This is a genomic window from Burkholderia cepacia ATCC 25416, from assembly GCF_001411495.1.
Lineage (GTDB): Bacteria > Pseudomonadota > Gammaproteobacteria > Burkholderiales > Burkholderiaceae > Burkholderia > Burkholderia cepacia.
Genome location: NZ_CP012981.1, coordinates 3,756,909 through 3,780,483, shown reverse-complemented (window position 1 = coordinate 3,780,483; position 23,575 = coordinate 3,756,909). Strand labels below are relative to the sequence as shown.

Here is a 23,575-nt window from a genome sequence, read left to right as displayed (position 1 = left end):
CCGCCCGGCGCGGCCGTCGTGTCAAACGGCCGCCAGCCGGCATGAGGATCGAATGAAACAACGACATCACGGCGTGCGCGCCGGCCGCGTGCGGTACGCGCTGCTGGCCGCCGCCGCGCTGGGCCTGCTGGCCGGCTGCACCTCCTTTTCCTCGTCGCACGAAAAACGGGCCGACGCACAACTGCAGCCGACGGTCGGCTCGCAGGCGCGCGGCGCGGTGACGTTCGTCGAGCGTCCGGACGGCGTTCAGGTCACGTACAACCTGGCCGGCCTTCCGCCCAACAGCGATCACGCGCTACAGGTGCATGAACGCGGCGACTGCAACGCGGGCGACGGCTCGAGCGCCGGCCAGGTGTTCGCGCCGGCCGCCGACCGGTTGCGCGCGGGCGCCCGCGTCGCCGGCGATCTCGGCAACATCCATGCGGACGCGAACGGCGTCGCGGCCGGCTTCATCGTCGCGCCCGATCTGGCCCTCGATGGCGTGCGCTCGGCGATGAACCGCGCGGCGCTGGTGCACCGCGACTCGAGCGATCCCGCGTTTCCGCAGCATGGCGCGGGGCCCGCGCTCGCCTGCGGCGTGATCCGTTGACGGCCGCCGCGTGCGTGCGCCGATGATCGCGTAAAATGTCCGCCTTTCCCGGCCGCCGTCTCGCGCGAGCGGCCCTCCCTGACCGTCACGCAGCGTTTCCAGGCGCCCCGATATGAGCATCAAGTCCGACAAATGGATTCGGCGCATGGCCGAAGAGCACAAGATGATCGAGCCGTTCGTGCCCGATCAGGTTCGCGCGTCCGAGGACGGCCGCCGGATCGTCAGCTACGGCACGTCGAGCTACGGCTACGACATCCGCTGCGCGGACGAATTCAAGATCTTCACGAACATCAACTCGACGATCGTCGATCCGAAGAACTTCGACGAGGGTTCGTTTGTCGATTTCAAGGGCGACGTGTGCATCATCCCGCCGAACTCGTTCGCGCTGGCCCGCACCGTCGAATATTTCCGCATCCCGCGCACCGTGCTCACCGTCTGCCTCGGCAAGTCGACCTATGCGCGCTGCGGGATCATCGTCAACGTGACGCCGTTCGAACCCGAGTGGGAAGGCTACGTCACGCTGGAATTCTCGAACACCACGCCGTTGCCCGCGAAGATCTACGCGAACGAAGGCGTCGCGCAGGTGCTCTTCTTCGAAAGCGACGAAGTGTGCGACGTGTCGTACGCGGATCGCGGCGGCAAGTATCAGGGGCAGCGCGGTGTCACGCTGCCGAAAACCTGATCTGGTTGCATAACGTCTCACCAGTTTCCGGGTGACCGCTGCGCGTGACGCGCCGCGGTCGTTCTTTTTGGAGAATCGCCCATGAAGTTTCGTTTCCCCGTCGTCATCATCGACGAAGATTTCCGCTCCGAGAACATCTCGGGCTCCGGCATCCGGGCGTTGGCCGAAGCGATCGAGAAGGAGGGCGTCGAAGTCCTCGGCCTCACGAGCTACGGCGATCTGACGTCGTTCGCGCAGCAGTCGAGCCGCGCGTCGTGCTTCATCCTGTCGATCGACGACGACGAACTCATGCTCGGCGAAACCGGCCCGGACGGCGAACTGCCCGAACTCGCGACCGCGATCATCGAGCTGCGCGCGTTCGTCACCGAAGTGCGCCGCCGCAACGCGGACATCCCGATCTTCCTGTACGGCGAAACGCGCACGTCGCGCCACCTGCCGAACGACATCCTGCGCGAGCTGCACGGCTTCATCCACATGTTCGAGGACACGCCGGAGTTCGTCGCGCGCCACATCATCCGCGAGGCGAAGGTCTATCTCGACTCGCTCGCGCCGCCGTTCTTCAAGGAACTGGTGAAGTACGCGGACGAAGGCTCGTACTCGTGGCACTGCCCGGGCCACTCGGGCGGCGTCGCGTTCCTGAAGAACCCGCTCGGCCAGATGTTCCACCAGTTCTTCGGCGAGAACATGCTGCGCGCCGACGTCTGCAACGCGGTGGACGAACTCGGCCAGCTGCTCGACCACACGGGCCCGGTCGCCGCGTCCGAGCGCAATGCGGCGCGCATCTTCAGCGCGGACCACCTGTTCTTCGTGACCAACGGCACGTCGACGTCGAACAAGATCGTCTGGCACGCGACGGTCGCGCCCGGCGACATCGTGCTGGTCGACCGCAACTGCCACAAGTCGATCCTGCACGCGATCACGATGACGGGCGCGATTCCGGTGTTCCTCACGCCGACGCGCAACCACTTCGGCATCATCGGGCCGATCCCGCGCGACGAGTTCAAGCCGGAGAACATCCGCAAGAAGATCGAGGCGAACCCGTTCGCGCGCGAGGCGATGCGCCAGAACCCGGACATGAAGCCGCGCATCCTGACGATCACGCAGAGCACGTACGACGGCGTCGTCTACAACGTCGAGATGATCAAGGACCTGCTCGGCGACCTGCTCGACACGCTGCACTTCGACGAAGCGTGGCTGCCGCACGCGACGTTCCACGACTTCTATCGCGACATGCACGCGATCGGCGATGGGCGTCCGCGCACGGGCGCGCTCGTGTTCGCGACGCACTCGACGCACAAGCTGCTCGCGGGCATCTCGCAGGCATCGCAGATCGTCGTGCAGGATTCGGAGAACCGCACGTTCGACAAGCACCGCTTCAACGAGGCGTACCTGATGCACACGTCGACGAGCCCGCAGTACGCGATCATCGCGTCGTGCGACGTCGCGGCCGCGATGATGGAGCCGCCGGGCGGCACCGCGCTCGTCGAGGAATCGATCGCCGAGGCGATCGATTTCCGCCGCGCGATGCGCAAGGTCGACGCCGAATACGGCGACGACTGGTTCTTCAGCGTGTGGGGCCCGGACGAGCTGTCGGCAGAAGGCATCGGTTCGCGCGACGACTGGATGCTGAAGCCGAACGACCACTGGCACGGCTTCGGCCCGCTGGCGGAAGGCTTCAACATGCTCGACCCGATCAAGGCGACGATCATCACGCCGGGGCTCGACGTCGACGGCGAGTTCGGCGAGACGGGCATCCCCGCCGCGATCGTCACGAAGTACCTGGCCGAGCACGGGATCATCGTCGAGAAGACCGGCCTGTACTCGTTCTTCATCATGTTCACGATCGGCATCACGAAGGGCCGCTGGAACTCGATGGTGACCGAGCTGCAGCAGTTCAAGGACGACTACGACAACAACCAGCCGCTGTGGCGCGTGCTGCCGGAATTCGTCGCGCAGCATCCGCGCTACGAGCGTGTCGGCCTGCGTGACCTGTGCACGCAGATCCACGACGTGTACCGCGCGAACGACATCGCCCGCCTGACGACCGAGATGTACCTGTCGGACATGGAACCGGCGATGAAGCCGTCGGACGCGTTCGCGAAGCTCGCGCACCGCAAGATCGACCGCGTGCCGCTCGACGAGCTCGAAGGCCGCGTGACGAGCATCCTGCTCACGCCGTACCCGCCGGGCATTCCGCTGCTGATTCCGGGCGAGCGTTTCAACAAGACGATCGTGAACTACCTGCGGTTCGCGCGCGACTTCAACGAGCGCTTCCCGGGCTTCCACACCGACATCCACGGCCTCGTCGCGGAAGAGGTGAACGGCCGCGTCGAGTACTTCGTCGACTGCGTGCGCGACTGATGGCGACGCACGGACGAATCCAGGCGATGCGTGCGGCGGTGGCCGCGCTCGTCGTCTGGGCGGCAGGCGCGTCGGGGCTGGCGGGCATGGGTGTCGCGCACGCGGAAGTCGCGGCGGCCGACCCGATCGACGTCGCGATGCGGCAATGCCTCGCGCGGCGCGACCGGTCTTCGCCGGCCGGCCAGATCCAGTGCATGGGCGAAGCGCAGCAGCAGTGGCAGGCCGTGATGGACGGCGCATACCAGCGCCTGTTGAAGGATGCGCCGGCCGACGCGAAGCGCGGCTGGCAGGACAGCCAGCGCCGCTGGCTCACGTGGCGCAAGGATGAAGTGCATCTGCTGAAGGCCGTGTACGACACCACGCGCGGCACGTCGTACGCGATGTCGAGTGCCGACCTGCAGCTGCAGCCCGTGCGCGATCGCGCGCTGGCGCTGCGCGGCGCGGCCGATCGCTATGCACCGCCGCCCGCCGCCGTGCCAGTGGCGGCCACGAGCGGCGCGCAGGGCGGCACGAGCGCGGCCCAGGGTGGGGCCCGGCCGAACGGCAAGCCGGCGAACGCGCCGCGCGATCCGGCCGTGCGCCGCGTGCGCCCGTGCGAACAGGACGCCGCGTGCGAGCACGCGCTGTTCGACCTGAACCGCTATTACCAGAAGCTGCGCCGCAAGATGCCTGCGCATTCGGCCGCGACGCTCGTACGCGCGCAGCGCGCGTGGGTCGGGTTCCGCGATGCGACGGCGCCGCTCGTCGGCGAGGACGGCCGCGTCGACCTGATCGGCGCGCGCATCGCGACGATGAAACGGCTGTCGGAGACGGCGGGCAACAAGTAAGCGCAACCGCGATGCCGGTTGTTCGGCGATAGGGCAAAACGGGCACCTTCGGGTGCCCGTTTTGCATTGGGTGGCACGCGATCTAAGCGGGCCGTCGCGTATCGTGCCCGCCGAACCACGACGGCACGAGCGCAAGCGCATCGTCGAGCGAGGCCAGCACGTGCAGGCTCAGCGCGACGATCTCGGGCGTCGGCGCCTTCAGGTCGGGCACGGTGACGACCGATGCGCCCGCGCCGGCGGCCGACTGCGCACCGAAATCGCTGTCCTCGAACGCGACGCATGCGTGTGCCGGCACGCCGAGGCGTTCGGCCGCGAGCCGGTAGACGGCCGGGTCGGGCTTGCCGCGCGCGACTTCGTCGCCGCCCGCGATCGCGCGGAAGAACGGCAGCACGCCGACCGCGTCGAGCCGCGCGCGGATCACCTCGCTCGCGGACGACGACGCGACCGCGCAAGGAATGCCGGCTTGCGCGAGCGCGTCGAGCAGCGCGAACGCGCCGGGCTTCAGCGGAAACTTCGGATGCGGTTCGGGCGCCGCGAGCTGCTCGCGCACGCGGGTGCGCACCGCGTCGAACGTATCGGGGTTGCCGATCAGCCGCGCCAGGATCACCTGGCCTTCGGCGAACGAGCGACCGACGATCTGCAGGTAGTCGGCGGTGGTCAGCGTGACGCCGTGCGCATTCGACACGTCGATCCACGTGTTCATGATGGTCCGCTCGGAATCGACGAGCAGGCCGTCCATGTCGAAGAGTGCGGCGGAAAAGGTCATCGGCGGCATTCGGGAAGCGGGGAAGGCGATGGGCGGCGCGACGGCCGCCCGAATGAAAAACGGACGCCGATGGCGTCCGTCCGGAACAGCGGGCTTACCGGCCGAGCGCGGCGCGGGCTGCCTTGACCGCCGCACGCACCTGGTCGGGTGCGGTGCCGCCAGGGTGATTGCGGCTGGCGACCGAACCTTCGAGCGTCAGGTAGCCGAACACGTCTTCGCCGATCAGGTGCGCGACGTTCGGCAGTTCCTGCTTCATCTCGTCGAGCGTCAGGTCGGCCAGGTCGATGCCACGGTCGTCGCAGATCTTCACGGCGTGCGCGACGGCTTCGTGCGCATCGCGGAACGGCAGGCCGCGCTTCACCAGGTAGTCGGCGAGGTCGGTGGCGGTCGAGAAGCCCTGCAGGGCGGCCGCGCGCATCGCGTCCGGCTTCACGGTGATGCCGGCCACCATCTCGGCGAAGATCCGCAGCGTGTCGGCGACGGTGTCGACCGTGTCGAACAGCGGTTCCTTGTCTTCCTGGTTGTCCTTGTTGTACGCGAGCGGCTGGCCTTTCATCAGCGTCAGCAGCGCCATCAGGTGGCCGTTCACGCGGCCCGTCTTGCCGCGCGCGAGCTCGGGCACGTCCGGGTTCTTCTTCTGCGGCATGATCGAGCTGCCGGTGCAGAAGCGGTCGGCGATGTCGATGAAGCCGACGCGCGGGCTCATCCACAGCACGAGTTCTTCGGAGAAGCGCGACACGTGCGTCATCACGAGCGCGGAAGCCGCCGTGAATTCGATCGCGAAGTCGCGATCCGACACCGCGTCGAGCGAGTTCGCGCAGATGCCGTCGAAGCCGAGCGTCTTCGCCACGGCGTGACGGTCGATCGGGTAGCTCGTGCCGGCGAGCGCGGCCGCGCCGAGCGGCAGGCGGTTCACGCGGGTGCGGCAGTCGCGCATGCGCTCCGCGTCGCGCGAGAACATCTCGACGTACGCGAGCAGGTGGTGGCCGAACGTGACGGGTTGCGCGACCTGCAGGTGCGTGAAGCCCGGCATGATCGTGTCGGCGTTCTGTTCCGCGAGGTCGAGCAGCGCGCCGCGCAGGTCGTTCAGCAGGCCGCCGATGCGGTCGATCTCGCCGCGCAGCCACAGGCGGATGTCGGTGGCGACCTGGTCGTTGCGCGAGCGGCCCGTGTGCAGGCGCTTGCCGGCATCGCCGATCAGCGCGGTCAGGCGCGCCTCGATGTTCAGGTGGACGTCTTCCAGGTCGAGCTGCCATTCGAATTCGCCGCGCTCGATTTCTCCCTTGATCTGCGCCATTCCGCGTTCGATCGCGGCCAGGTCGTCGGCGCTGATGATCTTCTGCGCGGCGAGCATGTTCGCGTGCGCGAGCGAGCCGGCGATGTCGACGAGCGCGAGGCGCTTGTCGAAAAACACCGACGACGTGTAGCGCTTGACCAGCTCCGACATCGGTTCCGAGAAGCGGGCCGACCAGGCCTCGCCCTTTTTGTGCAGTTGGGACGTCATGGCGATTCTTCGAAGGGGATGTTGGGCGGCGTGCGCCGCCGAGGGAATCCCGCGATTCTAACATTCGCGGGCCTGCCCGCCGCGGCGCGCAGCCGTTCGCGGCGGCCCGCCGGCCGTGGTCCGCGCGGGCCGGCCCGTTCAGTCGCGCACGAGCACGACCAGCTTCAGGTCTTCGCGGTGCGCGGGTTTCAGCGTGATCTGCTGGTACACGAGGCGGCCGTCGGCCGGATGGTCGAATTCGCGCAGGCCGCCTTCGCGTTCGAACACGTCCTGCGATGCCCAGTACTGCGCGAAGGCGTCGCTGCCGGCGGTCAGTGCGTCGATCAGCGCACGCGTGGGCGCGTCGGTCAGGTGCCGGATCGAATCGGCGCGGAATTCGGCCGCGAGCCGCCGCGCCCGGGTTTCCCAGTCGACGATCAGCGTGCGCGCGGCCGGCGACATGAACGTGAAGCGCAGCAGGTTGCGGTCGTGCTCGCCGTCGAGCCAGCCGGAAAAGAGCGCGGCGGCCGGTGCGTTCCACGCGAGTGCGTTCCATTGCCGGTCGAGCACGTAGGCGGGCGTCGCGATGGCCGCGACGGTCGCGGCGAGCGTCGGCGGCAGGTCGCCGCCCGCGACGTCGGGCTCGGCCGGGTCGCGCTGCGCGGCCAGCTCGAACAGGTACACGCGCTCGGCCTTCGACAGTTGCAGCGCGACGGCGATCCGCGCGAGTGCGTCGGCCGACGCGGACACGGGGCGGCCCTGTTCGATCCACGTGTACCAGGTGGGGCTGACGCCGCAGAGCTGCGCGACTTCCTCGCGCCGCAGCCCCGGCGTGCGGCGGCGCGGGCCGGGCGGCAGGCCGACGGCCTGCGGCGACAGCCGCTCGCGGTGGGCGCGGATGAATTCGCCGAGCGCACGGGCGGGCGTGGCATCGAGCGGCGGGACGGGGACGGATGACGGCTGGTTCATGCGGAAACGGCGAAGTGGAAGCGGGGATGCGGCAACGATCAGACGGGTGTATCGAATACCAGAATAACTGCTTAACTTGTACTGGTACAGGCGCGGGCCTATTGTAGCGGCTCGCGCGCTGCCAGGGGAGCGGGCGTCCCACAAAACGTGTTGCATGGGGCCGGAATGCGCACTGACGCATCCACGCCGGCCGATTGCGCAAAAGAAAGGAGAGAACGATGAAACACCACGACCAGGTCGCCGACGCATTCGGCACGACGGCCGCCGCCTACCTGACGAGCACGGTCCACGCGACGGGCGCCGACCTGCAGACGCTCGCCGACGCGGTGCGCGCGACGCCCGATGCCGCGGTGCTCGATCTCGGCTGCGGCGCCGGCCACGCGAGCTTCGCGGTCGCGCCGCACGTGCGCGACGTGGTCGCCTACGATCTCGCCGCGCAGATGCTCGCGACGGTCGACGCCGCGGCGCGCGAGCGCGGGCTCGCGAACATCCGTACGCAGCAGGGCCCGGCCGAGAAACTGCCGTTCGAGACGGCGACGTTCGACTGGGTCGTGAGCCGGATGAGCGCACACCACTGGCACGACATGCGCGCGGCGCTCGCCGAAGTGCGCCGCGTGCTGAAGCCGGGCGGCCGCGTGCTGATGATCGACATCGCCGGCAACGACCATCCGCTCCTCGATACGTACCTGCAGGCCGCGGAAGTGCTGCGCGACGCGTCGCACGTGCGCGACTACCGCGCGGACGAATGGCTCGCGATGTTCCGCGATGCCGGCTTCGACGCGCACGTGCACAGCCGCTGGCGGCTGCCGATCGATTTCGATACGTGGGTCGCGCGCATCCGCACGCCGGCCGACAGCGTGACCGGCATTCGCGCGCTGTGGGCGCATGCGCCCGACGAGGTGCGCGGCTATTACGCGGTGCAGCCCGACGGATCGTTCGAGCACGACGCGCTGCTGATCGACGCGCACTGAGCGTGCGGTGCGCCGGCACGGTTTCGTCGACGCCCGCAAGCATGAAAAAAGCCGCGATACGCCACCGTGCATACGGTGGGTATCGCGGCTTTCACGTCGCCGGCCGGCGCGGCATCACGCCGCGCCGCATGCGGATCAGCCCGTGTTGCGCAGGCCGGCCGCGATCCCGTTGATCGTCAGGTGAATCCCGCGGCGCAGCCGCGCGTTCGTGTCGCCCGCGCGGTGGCGCTTGATCAGCTCGACCTGCAGGTGATTCAGCGGATCGAGATACGGGAAGCGGTTCTTGATCGATCGCGCGAGCAGCGGGTTGGTCGCGAGGCGGCCTTCGTGCCCGGTGATTTCCGCCAGCGCCTGCGCTGTGCGCTCCCATTCCGCGACGATCCGCTCGAACACGTGCTTGCGCAGCTTGCGGTCGGCGACCAGTTGCGCGTAGCGCGACGCGACCGCGAGGTCGGTCTTCGCCAGCACCATGTCCATGTTCGACATCAGGTTCGAGAAGAACGGCCAGGTCTTGTTCATCTTCTTCAGCAGCGCGACGCGCTTCGTGCGCTCGGTTTCATCCTGCGCGCCGTCGAGATATGCACTCACCGCGCTGCCGAAGCCGTACCAGCCCGTCAGCAGCAGCCGGCACTGGCCCCACGAGAAGCCCCACGGAATCGCGCGCAGGTCCTCGATCTTGCGCTGCTTCGGATCCTGCAGCTTGCGCGAGGCCGGGCGGCTGCCGATGTTCAGCTCGGCGATCTCGGTGATCGGCGTCGACGAGAAGAAATAGTCGGTGAAGCCCGGGGTTTCGTAGACGAGCGCGCGGTACGCGGCCATCGCCGAATCGGACAGCGTCTGCATCGCGGCCTCGAACGCCGGCAGCTGCGCGGGCGCGTTGTTCTGCGGCAGGAGCGTTGCCTCGAGCGTCGCGGCGACGACCGTCTCGAGGTTCCGGCGGCCGATCTCCGGGTTCGCGAACTTGCTCGCGATCACCTCGCCCTGTTCGGTCAGGCGGATCTGGCCGTTCACGGTGCCCGGCGGCTGCGACAGGATCGCCTGGTAGGTCGGGCCGCCGCCGCGGCCGACCGTGCCGCCGCGGCCGTGGAACAGCCGCAGCGTGATCTTGCGGTCGCGGAACAGGTCGACGAGCGCGAGTTCCGCGCGATACAGCTCCCAGTTCGACGTGAGGAAGCCGCCGTCCTTGTTGCTGTCCGAATAGCCGAGCATCACTTCCTGCTCGGCGCCCTGGTGCGCGATCAGCGCGTCGATGCCCGGCAGCGCGAAGTATTCGCGCATGATGCGCGCGGCGTCGCGCAGGTCGGGAATCGTCTCGAACAGCGGGATCACCATCAGGCTGTTGCGGGCGTTGCCGCCGGGCACGCCGAGCGCGCCTTCGAGCAGGCCCGTTTCCTTCTGGAGCAGCAGCACCTCGACGAGGTCGCTGACGGTTTCCGTATGCGAAATGATGTAGTTGCGTACCGCGCGCGGGCCGAATTGGGCGCGCACGTCGCGCGCCTTCTCGAACACGCCGAGTTCGCTCTGGGCGAGCGCGGAGTATTCGAGGTACGGCGAGCGCAGCGGACGCGGATCGGCGAGCGCGGCGAGCAGCACGCGCAGCTTGTCTTCCTCGGCGAGCGCCGCGTAGTCGGCCTCGACGCCCGCGCGCGCGAACAGCTCGGCGACCACGGCTTCGTGGATGTCGGAGCTCTGGCGCAGGTCGATGCTCGCGAGATGGAAGCCGAACACTTCGGCCGCGCGCACGAGCGGCGCGAGGCGCGGCGCGGCGAGCGACGTGCCGTGGTGTTCGTCGAGCGATGCGGTCAGCACCTTCAGGTCGGCGACGAACGCTTCGGAATCCGCATACGGGATCGCGCGCACGGGCGGCGCGCCGCGGCCCGCGCTGCGCACGGGCACCGTGCCTTCGCCGAGACGCACGCGCGCGCTTGCGGCGAGCCGCGTGTAGATGCCGATCAGCGCGCGACGATACGGCTCGTCGACGCGGTGCGGCGACTGGTCGGGCGACGCGGCCGCGAGCGCCTTCACGGCGTCGTTCGCACCGACGAGCAGGTTCGACACGGACAGTTCGGCGCCGAGCTTGTGCACCTGTTCCAGATAGTGCTCGAGGATCACCGCGGCCTGGCGGTTGATCGCTTCGTCGAGCGTCGACGCGGTCACGTTCGGGTTGCCGTCGCGGTCGCCGCCGATCCAGCTGCCCATCTGGAAGAACGCGGGTACGCGCGCGGACAGGCCGTGCTCGGCGAGCGCGGCCTCGATGTCGCCGTACAGCGCGGGCAGTTCGTCGAGGAACGTCGCGCGGTAGTACGACAGCGCGTTCTCGATTTCGTCGCCGACCGTCAGGCGCGCGTCGCGCAGCATGCGGGTCTGCCACAGCGTGGTGACGCGTGCGCGCAGCATCGATTCGTTGTACTGGCGCTCGCGGCTGGTCAGCTCCTGGTCGCGCTCGGCGAGCAGGCGTGCGATGTCGTGCTGCGCGTCGAGGATGCTCTTGCGCTGCACTTCGGTCGGGTGCGCGGTCAGCACCGGCACGATCAGCGCATCGTCGAAGAAGCGCTGCAGCAGTCGCTTCGACGCATTGCCGGTCGTTTTCAACTGCTCGAGTGCGTACGCGACGGTGCCGGGCTGCGACGCGGAGCCGGCCAGCGCGTGGATGCGGCGGCGGCGGTTGTGGTGGCGGTCTTCCGCGATGTTCGCGAGGTGCGAGAAATAGCTGAACGCGCGCACGACGCTCACCGTCTGCTCCGGCGTCAGCTTGCGCAGCTTTTTCTCGAGCGTCTGCGCGGCTTCGCTGTCGTCCTCGCGGCGGAACTTGACGGCGGTCTGGCGGATCGTCTCGACGACGTCGAACACGGTGTCGCCTTCCTGCTCGCGCACGACGTCGCCGAGCAGGCGGCCGAGAAAGCGGATGTCGTCGAACAGCGGGCCGTCCTTGTCGTCGCGCGTGCGGGTGCCAGCCTTCGTCGCCCCGGCCGTGCGGGCGGCCGGGCCGGCGGCTTTCGCCGTGCGTTTTGTCTGACGTATCGGGTCTTTCGGTTTCGTTGCCGTTTTCGCACGGCCGTTCGCGGCGGTGGCGACGGTGTCCGTCGAGGCGTCGGAGGAGGACAGGGCAGCATTGCGGCGCGCCGTACGCGCCGATCCGGAAGACTTCACGATGGGTTTCCTTGGGAAAGCTCGAGTCAAAAGGAACTGCGGAAACTGCGAAACTGCGGTCAAGCAACCAGCTACGTGCGGCACATCCGCACATCGGCGCCGCGACCCGCCCGGCGGCAGGCCGGACGCAGGCTCCGGGCCCGGGCGGGCGGGGGCGTGCGTGCTACCATTGTTCGATCTTCAATCCCGTCCTTCGATGTTCCAGCAATGAATTCCGAGACTCCTGCGGCCGGGCCGCAACAGGCACAGCCGCCCGCGACGTTGACGATTGCTTCGCGCGAGAGCCGCCTGGCGATGTGGCAAGCCGAACATGTGCGTGATGCGCTGCGCAAATTATATCCAGCTTGTGACGTGAAAATCCTCGGAATGACGACGCGCGGCGACCAGATTCTCGATCGCACGCTGTCGAAGGTCGGCGGCAAGGGCCTGTTCGTGAAGGAACTGGAGGCCGCGCTGGCCGACGGCCGCGCCGATCTCGCCGTGCATTCGCTGAAGGACGTGCCGATGGCGCTGCCGGAAGGCTTCTCGCTTGCCGCGATCATGGAGCGCGAGGACCCGCGCGATGCGTTCGTGTCGAACGACTACGCGTCGCTCGACGCGCTGCCGGCCGGTGCCGTGGTCGGCACGTCGAGCCTGCGCCGCGAGGCGATGCTGCGCTCGCGCTACCCGCACCTGGACGTGCTGCCGCTGCGCGGCAACCTCGACACGCGCCTGGCGAAGCTCGATCGCGGCGATTACGCGGCGATCATCCTGGCGGCCGCCGGCCTGAAGCGCCTCGGCCTCGAAGCGCGGATCCGCGCGCTGCTCGACGTCGACGCGAGCCCGCCCGCCGCGGGCCAGGGCGCGCTCGGCATCGAGATCGCGTCGCACCGCGACGACGTCGCCGCGTGGCTCGCACCGCTGCACGACCCGCAGACCGCGCTCGCGGTCGAGGCCGAGCGGATGGTGTCGCGCGCGCTCGGCGGCAGCTGCGAGGTGCCGCTCGCCGCGCATGCGGTGTGGCGCGCGGGCGAGCTGTACCTGACGGGCCGCGTGTCGACGACCGACGGCAAGCGCGTGCTGACCGCCGAGGAGTGCGGGGCCGTCATGAGCGTCGCCGATGCGCTCGCGCTCGGCCGCGCCGTGTCCGACGAACTCGAGGCGCAAGGCGCGCTCGAGATCGTCCAGGCGCTGCTCGCGGGCTCGCAGGCCGCCGGCAAGGGCGACGCCTGATGGCGGGCGGCGCGCGCGCGTTCACCGCTGTCCTGACGCGCCCGGACGGCCAGTCCGGCGCGCTCGCGTCACAACTGGCCGAGGCCGGTTGCGACGTGCTCGAATTCCCGTTGATCGATATTGCGCCCGTCGACGATCCGGCGCCGCTCGACGCCGCGTTCGCGGCGCTCGCCGATTACGCGCTGGTGATTTTCGTGTCGCCGAACGCGATCGACCGCGCGCTCGCGCAGTACGGCGCGATCTGGCCGAACGCGCTGCCGGTCGGCGTGGTCGGGCCCGGCAGCGTCGCGGCGCTCGAGCGTCACGGCATCGCGGCGCCCGCGCATCGCGTGATCGCGCCGCAGGCGCCGGCCGACGGCGGCGTACCCCATTACGATTCGGAAAGCCTGTTCGCGTGCATCGAGGCCGAATTCGGCGGCGCACCCGCGCTGGCGGGCAAGCGCGTGCTGATCGTACGCGGCGACGGCGGGCGCGAATGGCTCGCCGACCGGCTGCGCGAAGCCGGCGCGGACGTCACGCTCGTCGCCGCGTACCGGCGCGTCGTGCCCGAGCCGCGCGTCGGCGCGTGGGAGCGCGTGCATGCGCTGCTCGACGGCGAACCGCATGCGTGGCTCGTCACGAGCTCGGAAGGCGTGCGCAACCTGCACGAACTCGCACGGACGCATCTGAACGATGCCGAGATCGCCGCGCTGAAGCATGTGCCGCTCGTCGCGCCGCATCCGCGAATCGAGCAGACCGCGCGCGCATTGGGTTTTGATAGGATTACGCTGACCGGCGCGGGCGATGAGCGCATCGTCCGCGCGTTTCGAACGATGGCCGACGAGGCCGTCCAACCGGCGACAGCCGCACCGGTGACTAAACGCATGACAGATACCAACGATTCCAAAAGCGTCGCTTCCCAGCCGGCCGCTGCATCCGCACCGCCGTCCCGTCCCGCCTATATGGCGTCCGAACCGCCCGCGCGCCGCGGCGGCAGCGCGGTGCTGTGGTTCGTCGTCGTCGTGCTCGGCTGCGCGGCGGGCGTCGGCGGCTACGCGCTGAACCGCAAGATCGACCGGCTCGACGGCACGTTCGTCGCGCGCCAGAAGGCGCTCGACGCGCAGACGGCCGAAACGCGGATGAAGACCGAGCAGGCGCTGGCGAGTACGCACCAGGTCGACACGCAGCTCGCGCAGCTCGACGGCAAGCTCGCCGACGCGCAGAGCGCGCAGCAGGCGCTGCAGCAGCAATACCAGGACCTGTCGCGCAACCGCGATGCGTGGATGCTCGAGGAAGTCGACCAGATGCTGTCGAGCGCGAGCCAGCAGCTTCAGCTGACCGGCAACACGCAGCTCGCGCTGATCGCGCTGCAGAATGCCGACGCGCGCCTCGCCACCTCGCAGAGCGCGCAGGCCGTCACGGTGCGCAAGGCGCTCGCGCTGGATATCGAGAAGCTGAAGGCCGCACCGGCGGCCGACCTCACGGGCCTCGCGATCAAGCTCGACGACGCGATCGCGAAGATCGACGCGCTGCCGCTGTCCGGCGAGGCGATCGTCCCGCACGAAGCGCCGAAGGCCGCGCCGGCCGTGGCTGCATCGTCGGCCGTGGCCGGCGAGCCGCGCTGGAAGGTGTGGTGGCGCGACTTCTCGGCCGGCCTCGGCCAGCAGCTGAAGGGGCTCGTGCAGGTGCGCCGGATCGACAACGCGGACGCGATGCTCGCGTCGCCCGACCAGGGTTACTTCGTGCGCGAGAACGTGAAGCTGCGCCTGCTGACCGCGCGCCTGTCGCTGCTCGCGCGCAACGACGGCGCGATGAAGGCCGACCTGCACGCCGCGCAGGCGTCGCTCGGGAAGTATTTCGACCAGGCATCGAAGGACACGCAGACCGTCGAGGATCTGCTCAAGCAGGTTGACGGCGCATCGCTGACGGTCGCGGTGCCGAACCTGAACACGAGCCTGAACGCCGTTCAGCAGTTCAAGAGCCGGGGGTAACGATGACGCTTCGAGGAATCGTCTGGCTCGCGGTCCTGTTCGCGATCGCCGCTGCGCTCGCCACCGTCGGCCGTTTCGACGCGGGGCAGGTGCTGCTCGTCTATCCGCCGTACCGGATCGACGTGTCGCTGAACCTGTTCGTGATCGCCATCGTCGTGCTGTTCATCGTCGTGTATGCGCTGCTGCGCATCGTGCGCAACATCTGGCGCATGCCGCAGCGGGTCGCCGCGTATCGTGCGCGTTCGCGCAACGAGAAGGCGCAGGCATCGCTGCGCGACGCGATCGCGAACCTGTACGCGGGCCGCTTCTCGCGCGCGGAGAAGGCCGCGCGTGAAGCGCTGTCGGTCGACGCGAATCAGGGCGCGGCGAGTCTCGTCGCGGCGACTGCCGCGCACCGGATGCACGAGTACACGCGTCGCGACGACTGGCTGTCGAAGGTCGACGCACCCGAGTGGCAGGACGCACGGCTGCTCGCCGCGGCCGACATGCGCGCGGACGCGCGCGATGCCGACGGTGCGCTCGCCGCGCTGGCCGACCTGCAGGCGGGCGGCAAGCGTATCCATGCGCAGCAGGTTGCACTGCGCGCGCAGCAGCAGCTGAAGAACTGGGCCGAGGTGCTGAAGCTCGCGAAGGCGCTCGAGAAGCGCGAGGCGCTGCATCCGGCCGCAGCCGTGCGGCTGCGCCAGCAGGCTGCGGAAAACCTGCTGCGCGAACGCCGGCACGACCCGGACGCGCTGCTCGACGTGTGGCAGTCGCTGTCGCCGGTCGAGCGCCAGTCGCCGCGTCTCGCCGATCTCGCGGCCGATCTTCTCGTTCCGCTCGAGCGCCGCAACGAAGCGCGCCGCATCGTCGAGGACGCGCTTGCCCACAACTGGGATGCGCGCCTGCTGCGCCGTTACCCGGATACGGCCGGCGCCGATGCGCTGCCGCTGATCCAGAAGGCCGAAGGGTGGAAGAAGGATCACCCGGAGGATGCCGACCTGCTGTTCGCGCTCGGCCGCCTGTGCCAGCAGCAGCAGCTGTGGGGCAAGGCGCAGTCGTTCCTCGAATCGGCGCTGAAGCTCGCCGACAACGAGGCGCTGAAGGTGCGTGCGCATCGTGCGCTCGCGCGCCTGTTCGAGCATCTCGGCGAAACCGACAAGGCCGCGAAGCACTACCGCGAAAGCGCGCTCGCGATCACCGTGGTCTGACGCGGGCGGCGTGGCCGCCTGCGGCAGGCGGCCCGCGCAACCCGCGCAAGAAAGCCCCGAATGCCGGAAGGCCTTCGGGGCTTTTTTTCGTCCAGGGCGGGCCTGGACGACACGTCATGCGCCTAGCTTGCGCAGCAGGTCGTCCTCGCTGGCGACGAACCACACCGATTGCCCGCGATTCGATTCGCGCACGAGTGCGCGGAACGCTTCGCTGCGGGTGAGCCAGCGCTCGATGTCGCCGACCACGCCGAGCCTGACGCCGTAGTTGACGAGTTTCTGCAGGACGGCGCCCGCGAGGCCGCTTTCGAGCCGGTAGAAGTCGTCGTGCAGCGCGTCCGCGGGCACCGCGATCCAGTCGGCTTCGTGCTCGTGCGCGAGGGCGACGAGGTCGAGCGCATCGCTTTCCCGCTGCACGACGGCGGCGGAGGGATCACGGACCAGCACGCGGCGGCCGGCTGCCTGAACGATTCGGTGGGGCATGTCGATGGTTTCCGTCGACGCGAGAAACGCGAGTACGGTGTCGCGTTGCCCGCGGATGAAGTGGGGCTGCTCGGGAAGAAACAGGATCTGCGCGTGCGGCACGAGACGCGTCAGGCGCTCACGCGTGTCGCGCGAGTCGAGCATCACGTCGCGGCCGCCGACGATCGCCAGCGTGGGCACCGACAGCGTGCGCAGCACGTTGTCGGCGAACACCGGAATCGGCTCGATGCGCGGGCGAAACCCGCGATCGACGGCGTGCATCAGCGCGAGCGTGTCACGCTCGGCCGCCGTCGACGCGGGCGGCAGGCGGCCGAGCACGCGCCGTCGCACGCACGCGCGCCCGGCATCGCCGAGCAGCAACAGCGGCAGCGCCCACCACAGAAACCGCTTCTGCCGGCCGATGCCGGACGGGCAGAGCAGCGCGAGCCGCGTCACGCGTGCCGGCCGCCGCAACGTGAAGTCGAGCGCCGTTCGCGCCCCGAGCGAGATGCCGACGAACGCGGCACGTGACACCTGCAGGCCGTCCAGCACGTCGTCGAGCCACTGCGCATGCGCGTCGCCCTCAAGCGGCAGTCGCGACGGCGCGCTCGGTCCTGCTTCGCCGATCACGTCGATCGCATGGAGCCGGAAGTGAGTCGACCATTGCGCCGCGTAATGCTGCCAGCTCGCCGCCGTCGTCTGCGCGCCGTGGATCAGCACGACCGGCGGCGCGTGCTCGGGGCCGCAGGTGATCACGTGCGTCGCGCCATGGCGCGTCTGCACCGTGACGCGCCGATGCCCGGCCGGCCAGTGCGACAGCGCGGCGTCGTAAGCCGCGCGAATGGCGCGTGCATGGCGCGGCGACCTGAAGATCGCGCTCATGTCCCGCTTTGCTGCAGCAGCGCCTCGAGCGACGACATCAGCACGGCCGTGTCGGCCGGCGTCGCGGCGACGATGATCTTGACCTGGCTCGCGGCGGGATCGAACGTGACGTCGATCCGCACGGGGTCGACGTACGACGTGCGACCGGACGCCATCGCATGCAGCGATCGCGACAGGTACTGGTGCAGCGACTGCGACGCGTCCGGAATGTCGACGATGCTGGTGACGCGCACCGCACGCGGCACGGGCGCGGGCGGCTCGGTTTGCGCGAACGCGGCGAGGTCGGTGTCGAGGATGCGGTAGGCGCGGCCGACCCGCGTCGCACGCAGCTTGCCCTCGCGGATGAAGCGCAGGACGGTCTTCGGGTGGAGGCGCAGGCGGGCGGCGGATTCGTCGACGGTATGGAACATGATCGGCTCGTGATGCTCAATATGATCCCTATTGTTCCATGAAATTGGGATCTTTAGGGTGTATTGTGGATATTATGGCATCAGCACTGGCGGGATGCCGAGCCGGCATCGTCCGGTCGGCACGCATGTGGAAGCAGAAACGCCCCGCTGGCCGGAGGGTTCCGGCCAGCGGGGCGTTTCCGGGGCGGATCGTCCGCCGGCAGGGGGGCGCCGATGCGCCCCGCGTCATTTGTCGACCAGCCGCTTCGGCACCGACAGCGCGAGCAGCCCGCCGAGCACGAGGAACCCGGCGAGCATGTACATGCCCGAATCGTTGGCGCCCGTCGCCTGCTTGAGCCAGCCCATCAGGTACGGGCTCAGGAAGCCGGCGAGGTTGCCGATCGAGTTGATCATCGCGATGCCGGCCGCGGCCGCCGTGCCGCCGAGGAACGCGGTCGGCAGGCTCCAGAACAGCGGCAGCGTGGTCAGGATGCCGATCGTCGCGAGCGTGAGGCCGAGCATCGCGAGCGCGGTCTGGTGCGCCCAGACCACCGACAGCACGAGCCCGAGCGCGCCGATCGCGGCCGGAATCGCGACGTGCCAGCGGCGTTCGCGGTGCCGGTCCGCGCTGCGCGCGATCAGGATCATCGCGACCACCGCGGCTGCATACGGAATCGCCGACAGCAGGCCGATCATGAACGTGTCGGTCACGCCGGTGGCCTTGATGATCGTCGGCAGCCAGAAGCCGACGCCGTAGAGCCCCATCACGAACGAGAAATAGATCAGCGCCATCAGCCACACGCGCGGGCTCGACATCACGGTGCCGAGCGGCAGGTCTTCCTTGGTCGCTTCCTCCGCGTCGACGTTGCGGGTGAGCAGCGCCTTTTCCTCGTCGGTCAGCCACTTCGCCTTCGAGATCCGCTCGTCGAGCGAGAAGAACACGAGCACGCCGGCGAGCACCGACGGGATGCCTTCGAGCAGGAACAGCCATTGCCAGCCGTGCCAGCCGCTCACGCCGTCGAATGCCTTCAGGATGAAGCCCGAGATCGGCCCGCCGATCACGCCAGACAACGCGACCGCCGTCATGAAGAACGTCGTCATCCGGCCGCGCCGGTGCGCGGGATACCAGTAGGTGAGGTAGAGGATCACGCCGGGGAAGAAGCCTGCCTCGGCGACGCCGAGCAGGAAGCGCATCACGTAGAACATCGCGGGCGTCGTGACGAACATCGTCAGGATCGAGATCACGCCCCACGTCGCCATGATGCGGGCGATCCACACGCGCGCGCCGACCTTGTGCAGGATGATGTTGCTCGGCACTTCGAAGAGGAAATAGCCGAAGAAGAAGATCCCGGCGCCGAGCCCGTAGACGGTGTCGCTGAGATTCAGGTCGCTCGCCATCTGCAGCTTCGCGAAGCCGACGTTCACGCGGTCGAGATACGCGACCACGTAGCACAGCAGCAGGAGCGGCACGAGCCGCCACGACACCTTGCGATAGGTTGCTTCCTCGAATGCGCCGGACGAGCCCGGCAGCGATTGCGTCGATGTTGCCATGTTGTCTCCTGTCCTTGTAATTGGCCGGAGAAGGCGTATCGGTGCCTGGTCCGGAGTCGTGCGAAGCCATGCGCGTGTGCCGCGGCGGTTGCCGGCCGCGGCACGCCGCGGCAAGGGGGATACGGCTAGATGCAGCGCCCGCCGTCGACTTCGAGACAGACGCCCGTGATGAACTCGGCCTCGTCGGATGCCAGGTACAGCGCCGCGTTCGCGATGTCCTGCGGCGTCGAGAAGCGGCCGAGCGGGATCGTCGCGAGGAAGCGGCTGCGGTTCTCGGGGGTATCCTCGCAGCCCATGAACTCCGTCATCAACGCGGTTTCGCCGAGCACGGGGTTGATGCAGTTCACGCGGATGCGGTCGGCGCCGAGTTCGGCCGCGAGCGACTTGCTCGCGGTGATCATCGCGCCCTTCGTGCTGTTGTACCAGACGAGGCCCGGCCGCGGCCGCACGCCGGCCGTCGACGCGACGTTCACGAACACGCCGCCGCCCCGCTCGCGGAAGTACGGAACGAACGTCTGCACGCACCAGAACAGGCTTTTCATGTTGACCGCGTACACGCGGTCGAATTCGGCTTCCGACACGTCGAGCACCGGCTTGTTGCGGTGCGTGGTGCCCGCGTTGTTCACGACGATCTGCACCGCGTGGAAATCGTCGAGCGTCGCCTGCAGCAGCGCGTGCCAGTCGTCCTGCCGCGACACGTCGCCGGCCACCGCGATTGCCTTGCCGCCCGCGAGCGCGATCTCGCTCGCGACACGCTCGGCCGCTGCTCCGTTCAGGTCGTTGACGACGACGTTCGCGCCTTCGCGCGCATACGTCTTCGCGATGCCTTCGCCGAATCCCGAGCCGCCGCCCGTGACGATGGCCGTCTTGCCGCTCAACCGCATGGTGTGTCTCCTATGCTGGATTTAGTGTCGTCGTGCTTCGGCATGCGGCCGCGCGCTGCCGGCCGCATGCCGCGTCCTGCTTGCCGCGTGTTCAGCCGTGCCGGATCGCGATCGTTTTCAGCGCGGTGAAGCCGTACAGTGCCTCGAAGCCTTTCTCGCGGCCATGCCCCGAATGGCCGACACCGCCGAACGGCAGCTCGACGCCGCCGCCCGCGCCATAGTTGTTGATGAACACCTGGCCGGCCCGCAGGCGCCGCGCGATACGCATCTGGCGTGCGCCGTCGCGCGTCCAGATGCCCGCGACGAGGCCGTACGGCGTGCCGTTCGCCAGCGCGACGGCTTCGTCTTCGTCGACGAAACGCATCGCGGCGAGCACGGGGCCGAACACTTCCTCCTGCGCGAGCCGGTGCGACGGCGGCACGTCGCGCAACAGCGCGGGTGCCTGGTAGAAGCCGCTTTCGGGCGCCTCGGCGACGACCTGCCCATGCGCGGCCATCGGAATGCCGTCGTGCTGCGCGTCGGACAGGAAATCCCACACGCGCTGCTGCTGCTTCGCGTTGATCAGCGGGCCGCAGTCGAGGTCGGCGCGGCTCGGGCCGACGCGCAGCCCGTTGAACGCGGTGGCGAGCCGCTCGACGAGCGGCTCGTACACCGCGCGCTCGATCAGCACGCGGCTGCCGGCCGAGCAGGTCTGCCCGCCGTTCTGCACGATCGCCGACACGAGCACGGGCAGCGCCGCCTCGAGGTCGGCATCGGCGAACACGATCTGCGGCGACTTGCCGCCGAGTTCGAGCGTGACGGGTACGTGGTTCTCGGCCGCCATCTGCGTGACCAGCTTGCCGGTGGCCGGGGAGCCCGTGAACGAGATATGGTCGATGCCGGGATGGCGCGCGAGCGCGGCGCCGGCCTCATGGCCGTAGCCGGTGACGATGTTGAGCGCGCCGGCCGGCAGCCCGGCCTCGGCAGCCAGCTCGGCGACGCGCAGCAACGACAGGCACGCATCCTCGGCCGGCTTGACGACGCATGCATTGCCGGCCGCGAGCGCGGCGCCGACGCTGCGCCCGAAAATCTGCATCGGGTAGTTCCACGGCACGATGTGGCCCGTGACGCCGTGCGGCTCGCGCACCGTCAGCACGGTGTAGCCGGCTTGGTAGGGAAGGGTTTCGCCGTGCAGCTTGTCGGCCGCGCCTGCGTAGAACTCGAAGTAGCGCGCGAGCGCGGCGGCATCCGCGCGTGCCTGCTTGAGCGGCTTGCCGGTGTCGCGTGCCTCGATCGTGGCGAGTTCCTCGAGGGAATCGGCCACGCGCGCCGACAGCCGCATCAGCACGCGGCCGCGCTCGGCGGCGCTTTTGGCGCCCCATGGGCCCGCGAACGCGTCGCGGGCCGCGGCGACCGCACGCTCGATGTCGGGCGCCGTGCCGCGGGCAATGGCTGCGAACGGCTGGCCGTCGGACGGATCGACGACCGCGATGGTTTCCAGTTGCGCAGGCAACGTCCATTCGCCTGCGATGAAGTGCTTCGCCTCTTCCATGCGTGCTCCTGTCTTCGCGTCGACCGCCGACGGCGCTCCGGCGCCGACGCCGATTCCATGCAACGCGGCCGGTGGTACGACGGCCGGACATCGGGAACGATTATCGCGCCGATCGTCATCCGGACGCCACCGGTCGATTGGCTATAATGGCGCATTCCGTTGGGGGACGCCTGCGGCGATGCATCGGCCGCGGCGCCCTGTCCCGAATTCCCATCGACCTACAGAGAGTGCTCATGAGCTTCAACCATGTTCCGGCCGGCAAGGACCTGCCGCAAGATTTCAACGTGATCATCGAGATTCCCGCGCAAAGCGACCCGGTGAAGTACGAGGCGGACAAGGAACTGGGCCTCCTCGTCGTCGACCGTTTCATCGGCACGGGCATGCGCTATCCGGTGAACTACGGCTACATCCCGCAGACGCTGTCGGGCGACGGCGATCCGGTCGACGTGCTGGTGATCACGCCGTTCCCGCTGCTGGCCGGCTCGATCGTGCGTTCGCGCGTGCTCGGCATGCTGCAGATGACCGACGAGTCGGGCGTCGACGCGAAGCTGGTCGCGGTGCCGCACGACAAGGTCTGCCCGATGACGGCCAACCTGAAGTCGATCGACGACGTGCCCGAGTACCTGAAGGACCAGATCAAGCACTTCTTCGAGCAATACAAGGCGCTCGAGAAGGGCAAGTGGGTGAAGGTCGAAGGCTGGGCCGGCATCGAAGCCGCGCACAAGGAAATCGCCGACGGCGCAGCGAACTACAAGAAGTAAGCCGGCTGGCCGGCCTCGCGGCCGGTTCGTTCGGAACGCAAACCGCGCGTGTCTCGTCAGGAGGCCGCGCGGTTTTGTTTTGTGCGCGGGGTGGCCTTCTTTCGGGGGCGCGCGGGGGCCGGCGCAGGCAGGGCGGTGGCGTTCGATGCGCTTCTCGCACGATTCGCGCGCGTGGCGCGGCCGGTGGCGGTGACCGGATTCGCCGGGGTTTCGACCGTGTCGGTGGTGGTCTTTGTTGCCGATGCACGGCTGCGCGCCGGCGCGGCAGCAACGTCGGTGCGTGGTTTGGCGACGGACTTGCCGCCGGCTGCCGGCGCTTTCTGCTTCGGTGCGGCCTTCGTGGCCGCCTTGCCGCGAGACGATCCCTTTTTCACTTCGGCCGCGTCGTCGGTCTTCACACGCTTCGTGGCAGGCGTGGCCTTGGTCTTCTTGGGCGCCTGCGCGGCCTGTCCGCGCTTCACGGTTTTTGCGGGCACGGACGCTTTCCCGTCATTCCCGGCCTTCGCGGCTTTCTTGACGGGCTTGTCCGTTTCAGCGGCCTGCGTCGCGATGTCGACAGACTGCGCCTTCGCCTTCTTCCGCCCGCGCTTACCGGCCTTCAACCCTGCCTTCAACCCGGCCGCATCGACGTTCCCGTCGATCGGCATCCCGGCCGGCAACACCGACTCGAGCGTCCGGATCCCGGCCGCCAGTTCGCGTTTCTGCGCGGCCGTGAGCCGCTTCACCCAGTACTCGGCACGCGATGCGATCGACCGGTCGGGCAGCGGGAACGACGCGAGCACCGCGCGCGGCTTGCGCGAGCGCGTATAGCGCGCGCCCTTGCCGGACGCGTGCTCGTCGAAGCGCGCGGCGACATCGGTCGTGATGCCCGTGTAGACGCTGTCGTCGGCGCATTCGATCAGGTACAGAAACCAGGACATGGCAGGGCGGCGGGATGCGAAGCCGCCA

Annotated in this window: 19 protein-coding genes; 9 read left to right on the top strand and 10 right to left on the bottom strand. The window is 68.9% G+C overall.

Translation table 11 applies throughout. The features are described from left to right. Nucleotides 1-52: 52 nt before the first annotated feature. The 4 genes from sodC to APZ15_RS17450 all read left to right on the top strand — a co-directional run bounded on the left by sodC (nt 53) and on the right by APZ15_RS17450 (nt 4,459). Nucleotides 53-589, top strand: a complete 537-nt coding sequence (gene sodC, locus APZ15_RS17465) for a superoxide dismutase [Cu-Zn] (protein WP_027786736.1) — start codon at nt 53-55, stop codon at nt 587-589. A 112-nt stretch (nt 590-701) separates the two neighbouring features. Continuing rightward, nucleotides 702-1,271: a dCTP deaminase gene (gene dcd / locus APZ15_RS17460; protein ID WP_006398615.1), complete on the top strand. Its 570-nt coding sequence runs from the start codon at nt 702-704 to the stop codon at nt 1,269-1,271. Nucleotides 1,272-1,352: 81 nt separating this feature from the next. Continuing rightward, the gene (locus APZ15_RS17455; protein ID WP_021163792.1) at nt 1,353-3,632 is read left to right on the top strand and encodes an arginine/lysine/ornithine decarboxylase; all 2,280 of its coding nucleotides are present in this window, start codon (nt 1,353-1,355) and stop codon (nt 3,630-3,632) included. Then, entirely contained in the window at nt 3,632-4,459 is an 828-nt protein-coding gene (locus tag APZ15_RS17450) for a lysozyme inhibitor LprI family protein (protein ID WP_027786737.1), read from the top strand. Before APZ15_RS17455 ends, APZ15_RS17450 begins: the two co-directional genes overlap by 1 nt. A gap of 82 nt (nt 4,460-4,541) precedes the next feature. Here the strand turns inward: APZ15_RS17450 and APZ15_RS17445 are convergent, their stop codons facing one another. The 3 genes from APZ15_RS17445 to APZ15_RS17435 all read right to left on the bottom strand — a co-directional run bounded on the left by APZ15_RS17445 (nt 4,542) and on the right by APZ15_RS17435 (nt 7,677). Beyond that, the gene (locus APZ15_RS17445) at nt 4,542-5,225 is read right to left on the bottom strand and encodes an HAD family hydrolase (RefSeq protein ID WP_027786738.1); all 684 of its coding nucleotides are present in this window, start codon (nt 5,223-5,225) and stop codon (nt 4,542-4,544) included. A 94-nt stretch (nt 5,226-5,319) separates the two neighbouring features. Beyond that, entirely contained in the window at nt 5,320-6,729 is a 1,410-nt protein-coding gene (gene argH, locus APZ15_RS17440; RefSeq protein WP_027786739.1) for an argininosuccinate lyase, read from the bottom strand. 138 nt (nt 6,730-6,867) lie between these two features. Further along, complete coding sequence (locus APZ15_RS17435) at nt 6,868-7,677, bottom strand: helix-turn-helix transcriptional regulator (RefSeq protein WP_027786740.1); 810 nt, start codon at nt 7,675-7,677, stop codon at nt 6,868-6,870. A 218-nt stretch (nt 7,678-7,895) separates the two neighbouring features. Between APZ15_RS17435 and APZ15_RS17430 the strand changes: the two genes are divergently transcribed. After that, nucleotides 7,896-8,648, top strand: coding sequence for a class I SAM-dependent methyltransferase (locus APZ15_RS17430; RefSeq protein WP_027786741.1), 753 nt, complete (start codon nt 7,896-7,898; stop codon nt 8,646-8,648). Nucleotides 8,649-8,783: 135 nt separating this feature from the next. On the opposite strand, the gene ppc is transcribed toward APZ15_RS17430, so the two are convergent. Next, nucleotides 8,784-11,798: a phosphoenolpyruvate carboxylase gene (gene ppc, locus APZ15_RS17425; protein WP_027786742.1), complete on the bottom strand. Its 3,015-nt coding sequence runs from the start codon at nt 11,796-11,798 to the stop codon at nt 8,784-8,786. A 207-nt stretch (nt 11,799-12,005) separates the two neighbouring features. On the opposite strand from ppc, the gene hemC reads away from it, so the two are divergent. From hemC to APZ15_RS17410, 3 genes are read left to right on the top strand one after another with little or no spacing between them, the layout of a single operon-like run. Then, nucleotides 12,006-13,010, top strand: a complete 1,005-nt coding sequence (gene hemC, locus APZ15_RS17420; RefSeq protein WP_027786743.1) for a hydroxymethylbilane synthase — start codon at nt 12,006-12,008, stop codon at nt 13,008-13,010. After that, complete coding sequence (gene hemDX, locus APZ15_RS17415) at nt 13,010-14,980, top strand: fused uroporphyrinogen-III synthase HemD/membrane protein HemX (RefSeq protein WP_027786744.1); 1,971 nt, start codon at nt 13,010-13,012, stop codon at nt 14,978-14,980. Before hemC ends, hemDX begins: the two co-directional genes overlap by 1 nt. Nucleotides 14,981-14,982: 2 nt before the next feature. After that, the gene (locus APZ15_RS17410; protein ID WP_027786745.1) at nt 14,983-16,170 is read left to right on the top strand and encodes a heme biosynthesis protein HemY; all 1,188 of its coding nucleotides are present in this window, start codon (nt 14,983-14,985) and stop codon (nt 16,168-16,170) included. Between the two features lie 114 nt (nt 16,171-16,284). On the opposite strand, the gene APZ15_RS17405 is transcribed toward APZ15_RS17410, so the two are convergent. From APZ15_RS17405 to APZ15_RS17385, 5 genes are all read right to left on the bottom strand, one after another. Next, entirely contained in the window at nt 16,285-17,511 is a 1,227-nt protein-coding gene (locus APZ15_RS17405; RefSeq protein ID WP_027786746.1) for an alpha/beta fold hydrolase, read from the bottom strand. Further along, complete coding sequence (locus APZ15_RS17400) at nt 17,508-17,921, bottom strand: helix-turn-helix domain-containing protein (RefSeq protein WP_027786747.1); 414 nt, start codon at nt 17,919-17,921, stop codon at nt 17,508-17,510. Before APZ15_RS17400 ends, APZ15_RS17405 begins: the two co-directional genes overlap by 4 nt. A 225-nt stretch (nt 17,922-18,146) precedes the next feature. Next, nucleotides 18,147-19,451, bottom strand: coding sequence for an MFS transporter (locus APZ15_RS17395; RefSeq protein ID WP_027786748.1), 1,305 nt, complete (start codon nt 19,449-19,451; stop codon nt 18,147-18,149). Between the two features lie 125 nt (nt 19,452-19,576). After that, complete coding sequence (locus APZ15_RS17390; RefSeq protein WP_027786749.1) at nt 19,577-20,335, bottom strand: SDR family oxidoreductase; 759 nt, start codon at nt 20,333-20,335, stop codon at nt 19,577-19,579. Between the two features lie 91 nt (nt 20,336-20,426). Next, nucleotides 20,427-21,866 (bottom strand): aldehyde dehydrogenase family protein, encoded by a 1,440-nt coding sequence (locus APZ15_RS17385; RefSeq protein WP_027786750.1) that lies wholly within the window; start codon nt 21,864-21,866, stop codon nt 20,427-20,429. Nucleotides 21,867-22,099: 233 nt separating this feature from the next. Here APZ15_RS17385 and ppa point away from each other — a divergent pair, with 233 nt between their 5' ends. Beyond that, a complete protein-coding gene (ppa, locus tag APZ15_RS17380; protein ID WP_027786751.1) occupies nt 22,100-22,627 on the top strand; it encodes an inorganic diphosphatase in 528 nt (175 codons plus the stop codon). Nucleotides 22,628-22,683: 56 nt separating this feature from the next. Here ppa and APZ15_RS17375 read toward each other — a convergent pair whose 3' ends face one another. After that, nucleotides 22,684-23,547, bottom strand: coding sequence for a GIY-YIG nuclease family protein (locus tag APZ15_RS17375; RefSeq protein WP_027786752.1), 864 nt, complete (start codon nt 23,545-23,547; stop codon nt 22,684-22,686). Nucleotides 23,548-23,575: the final 28 nt, after the last annotated feature.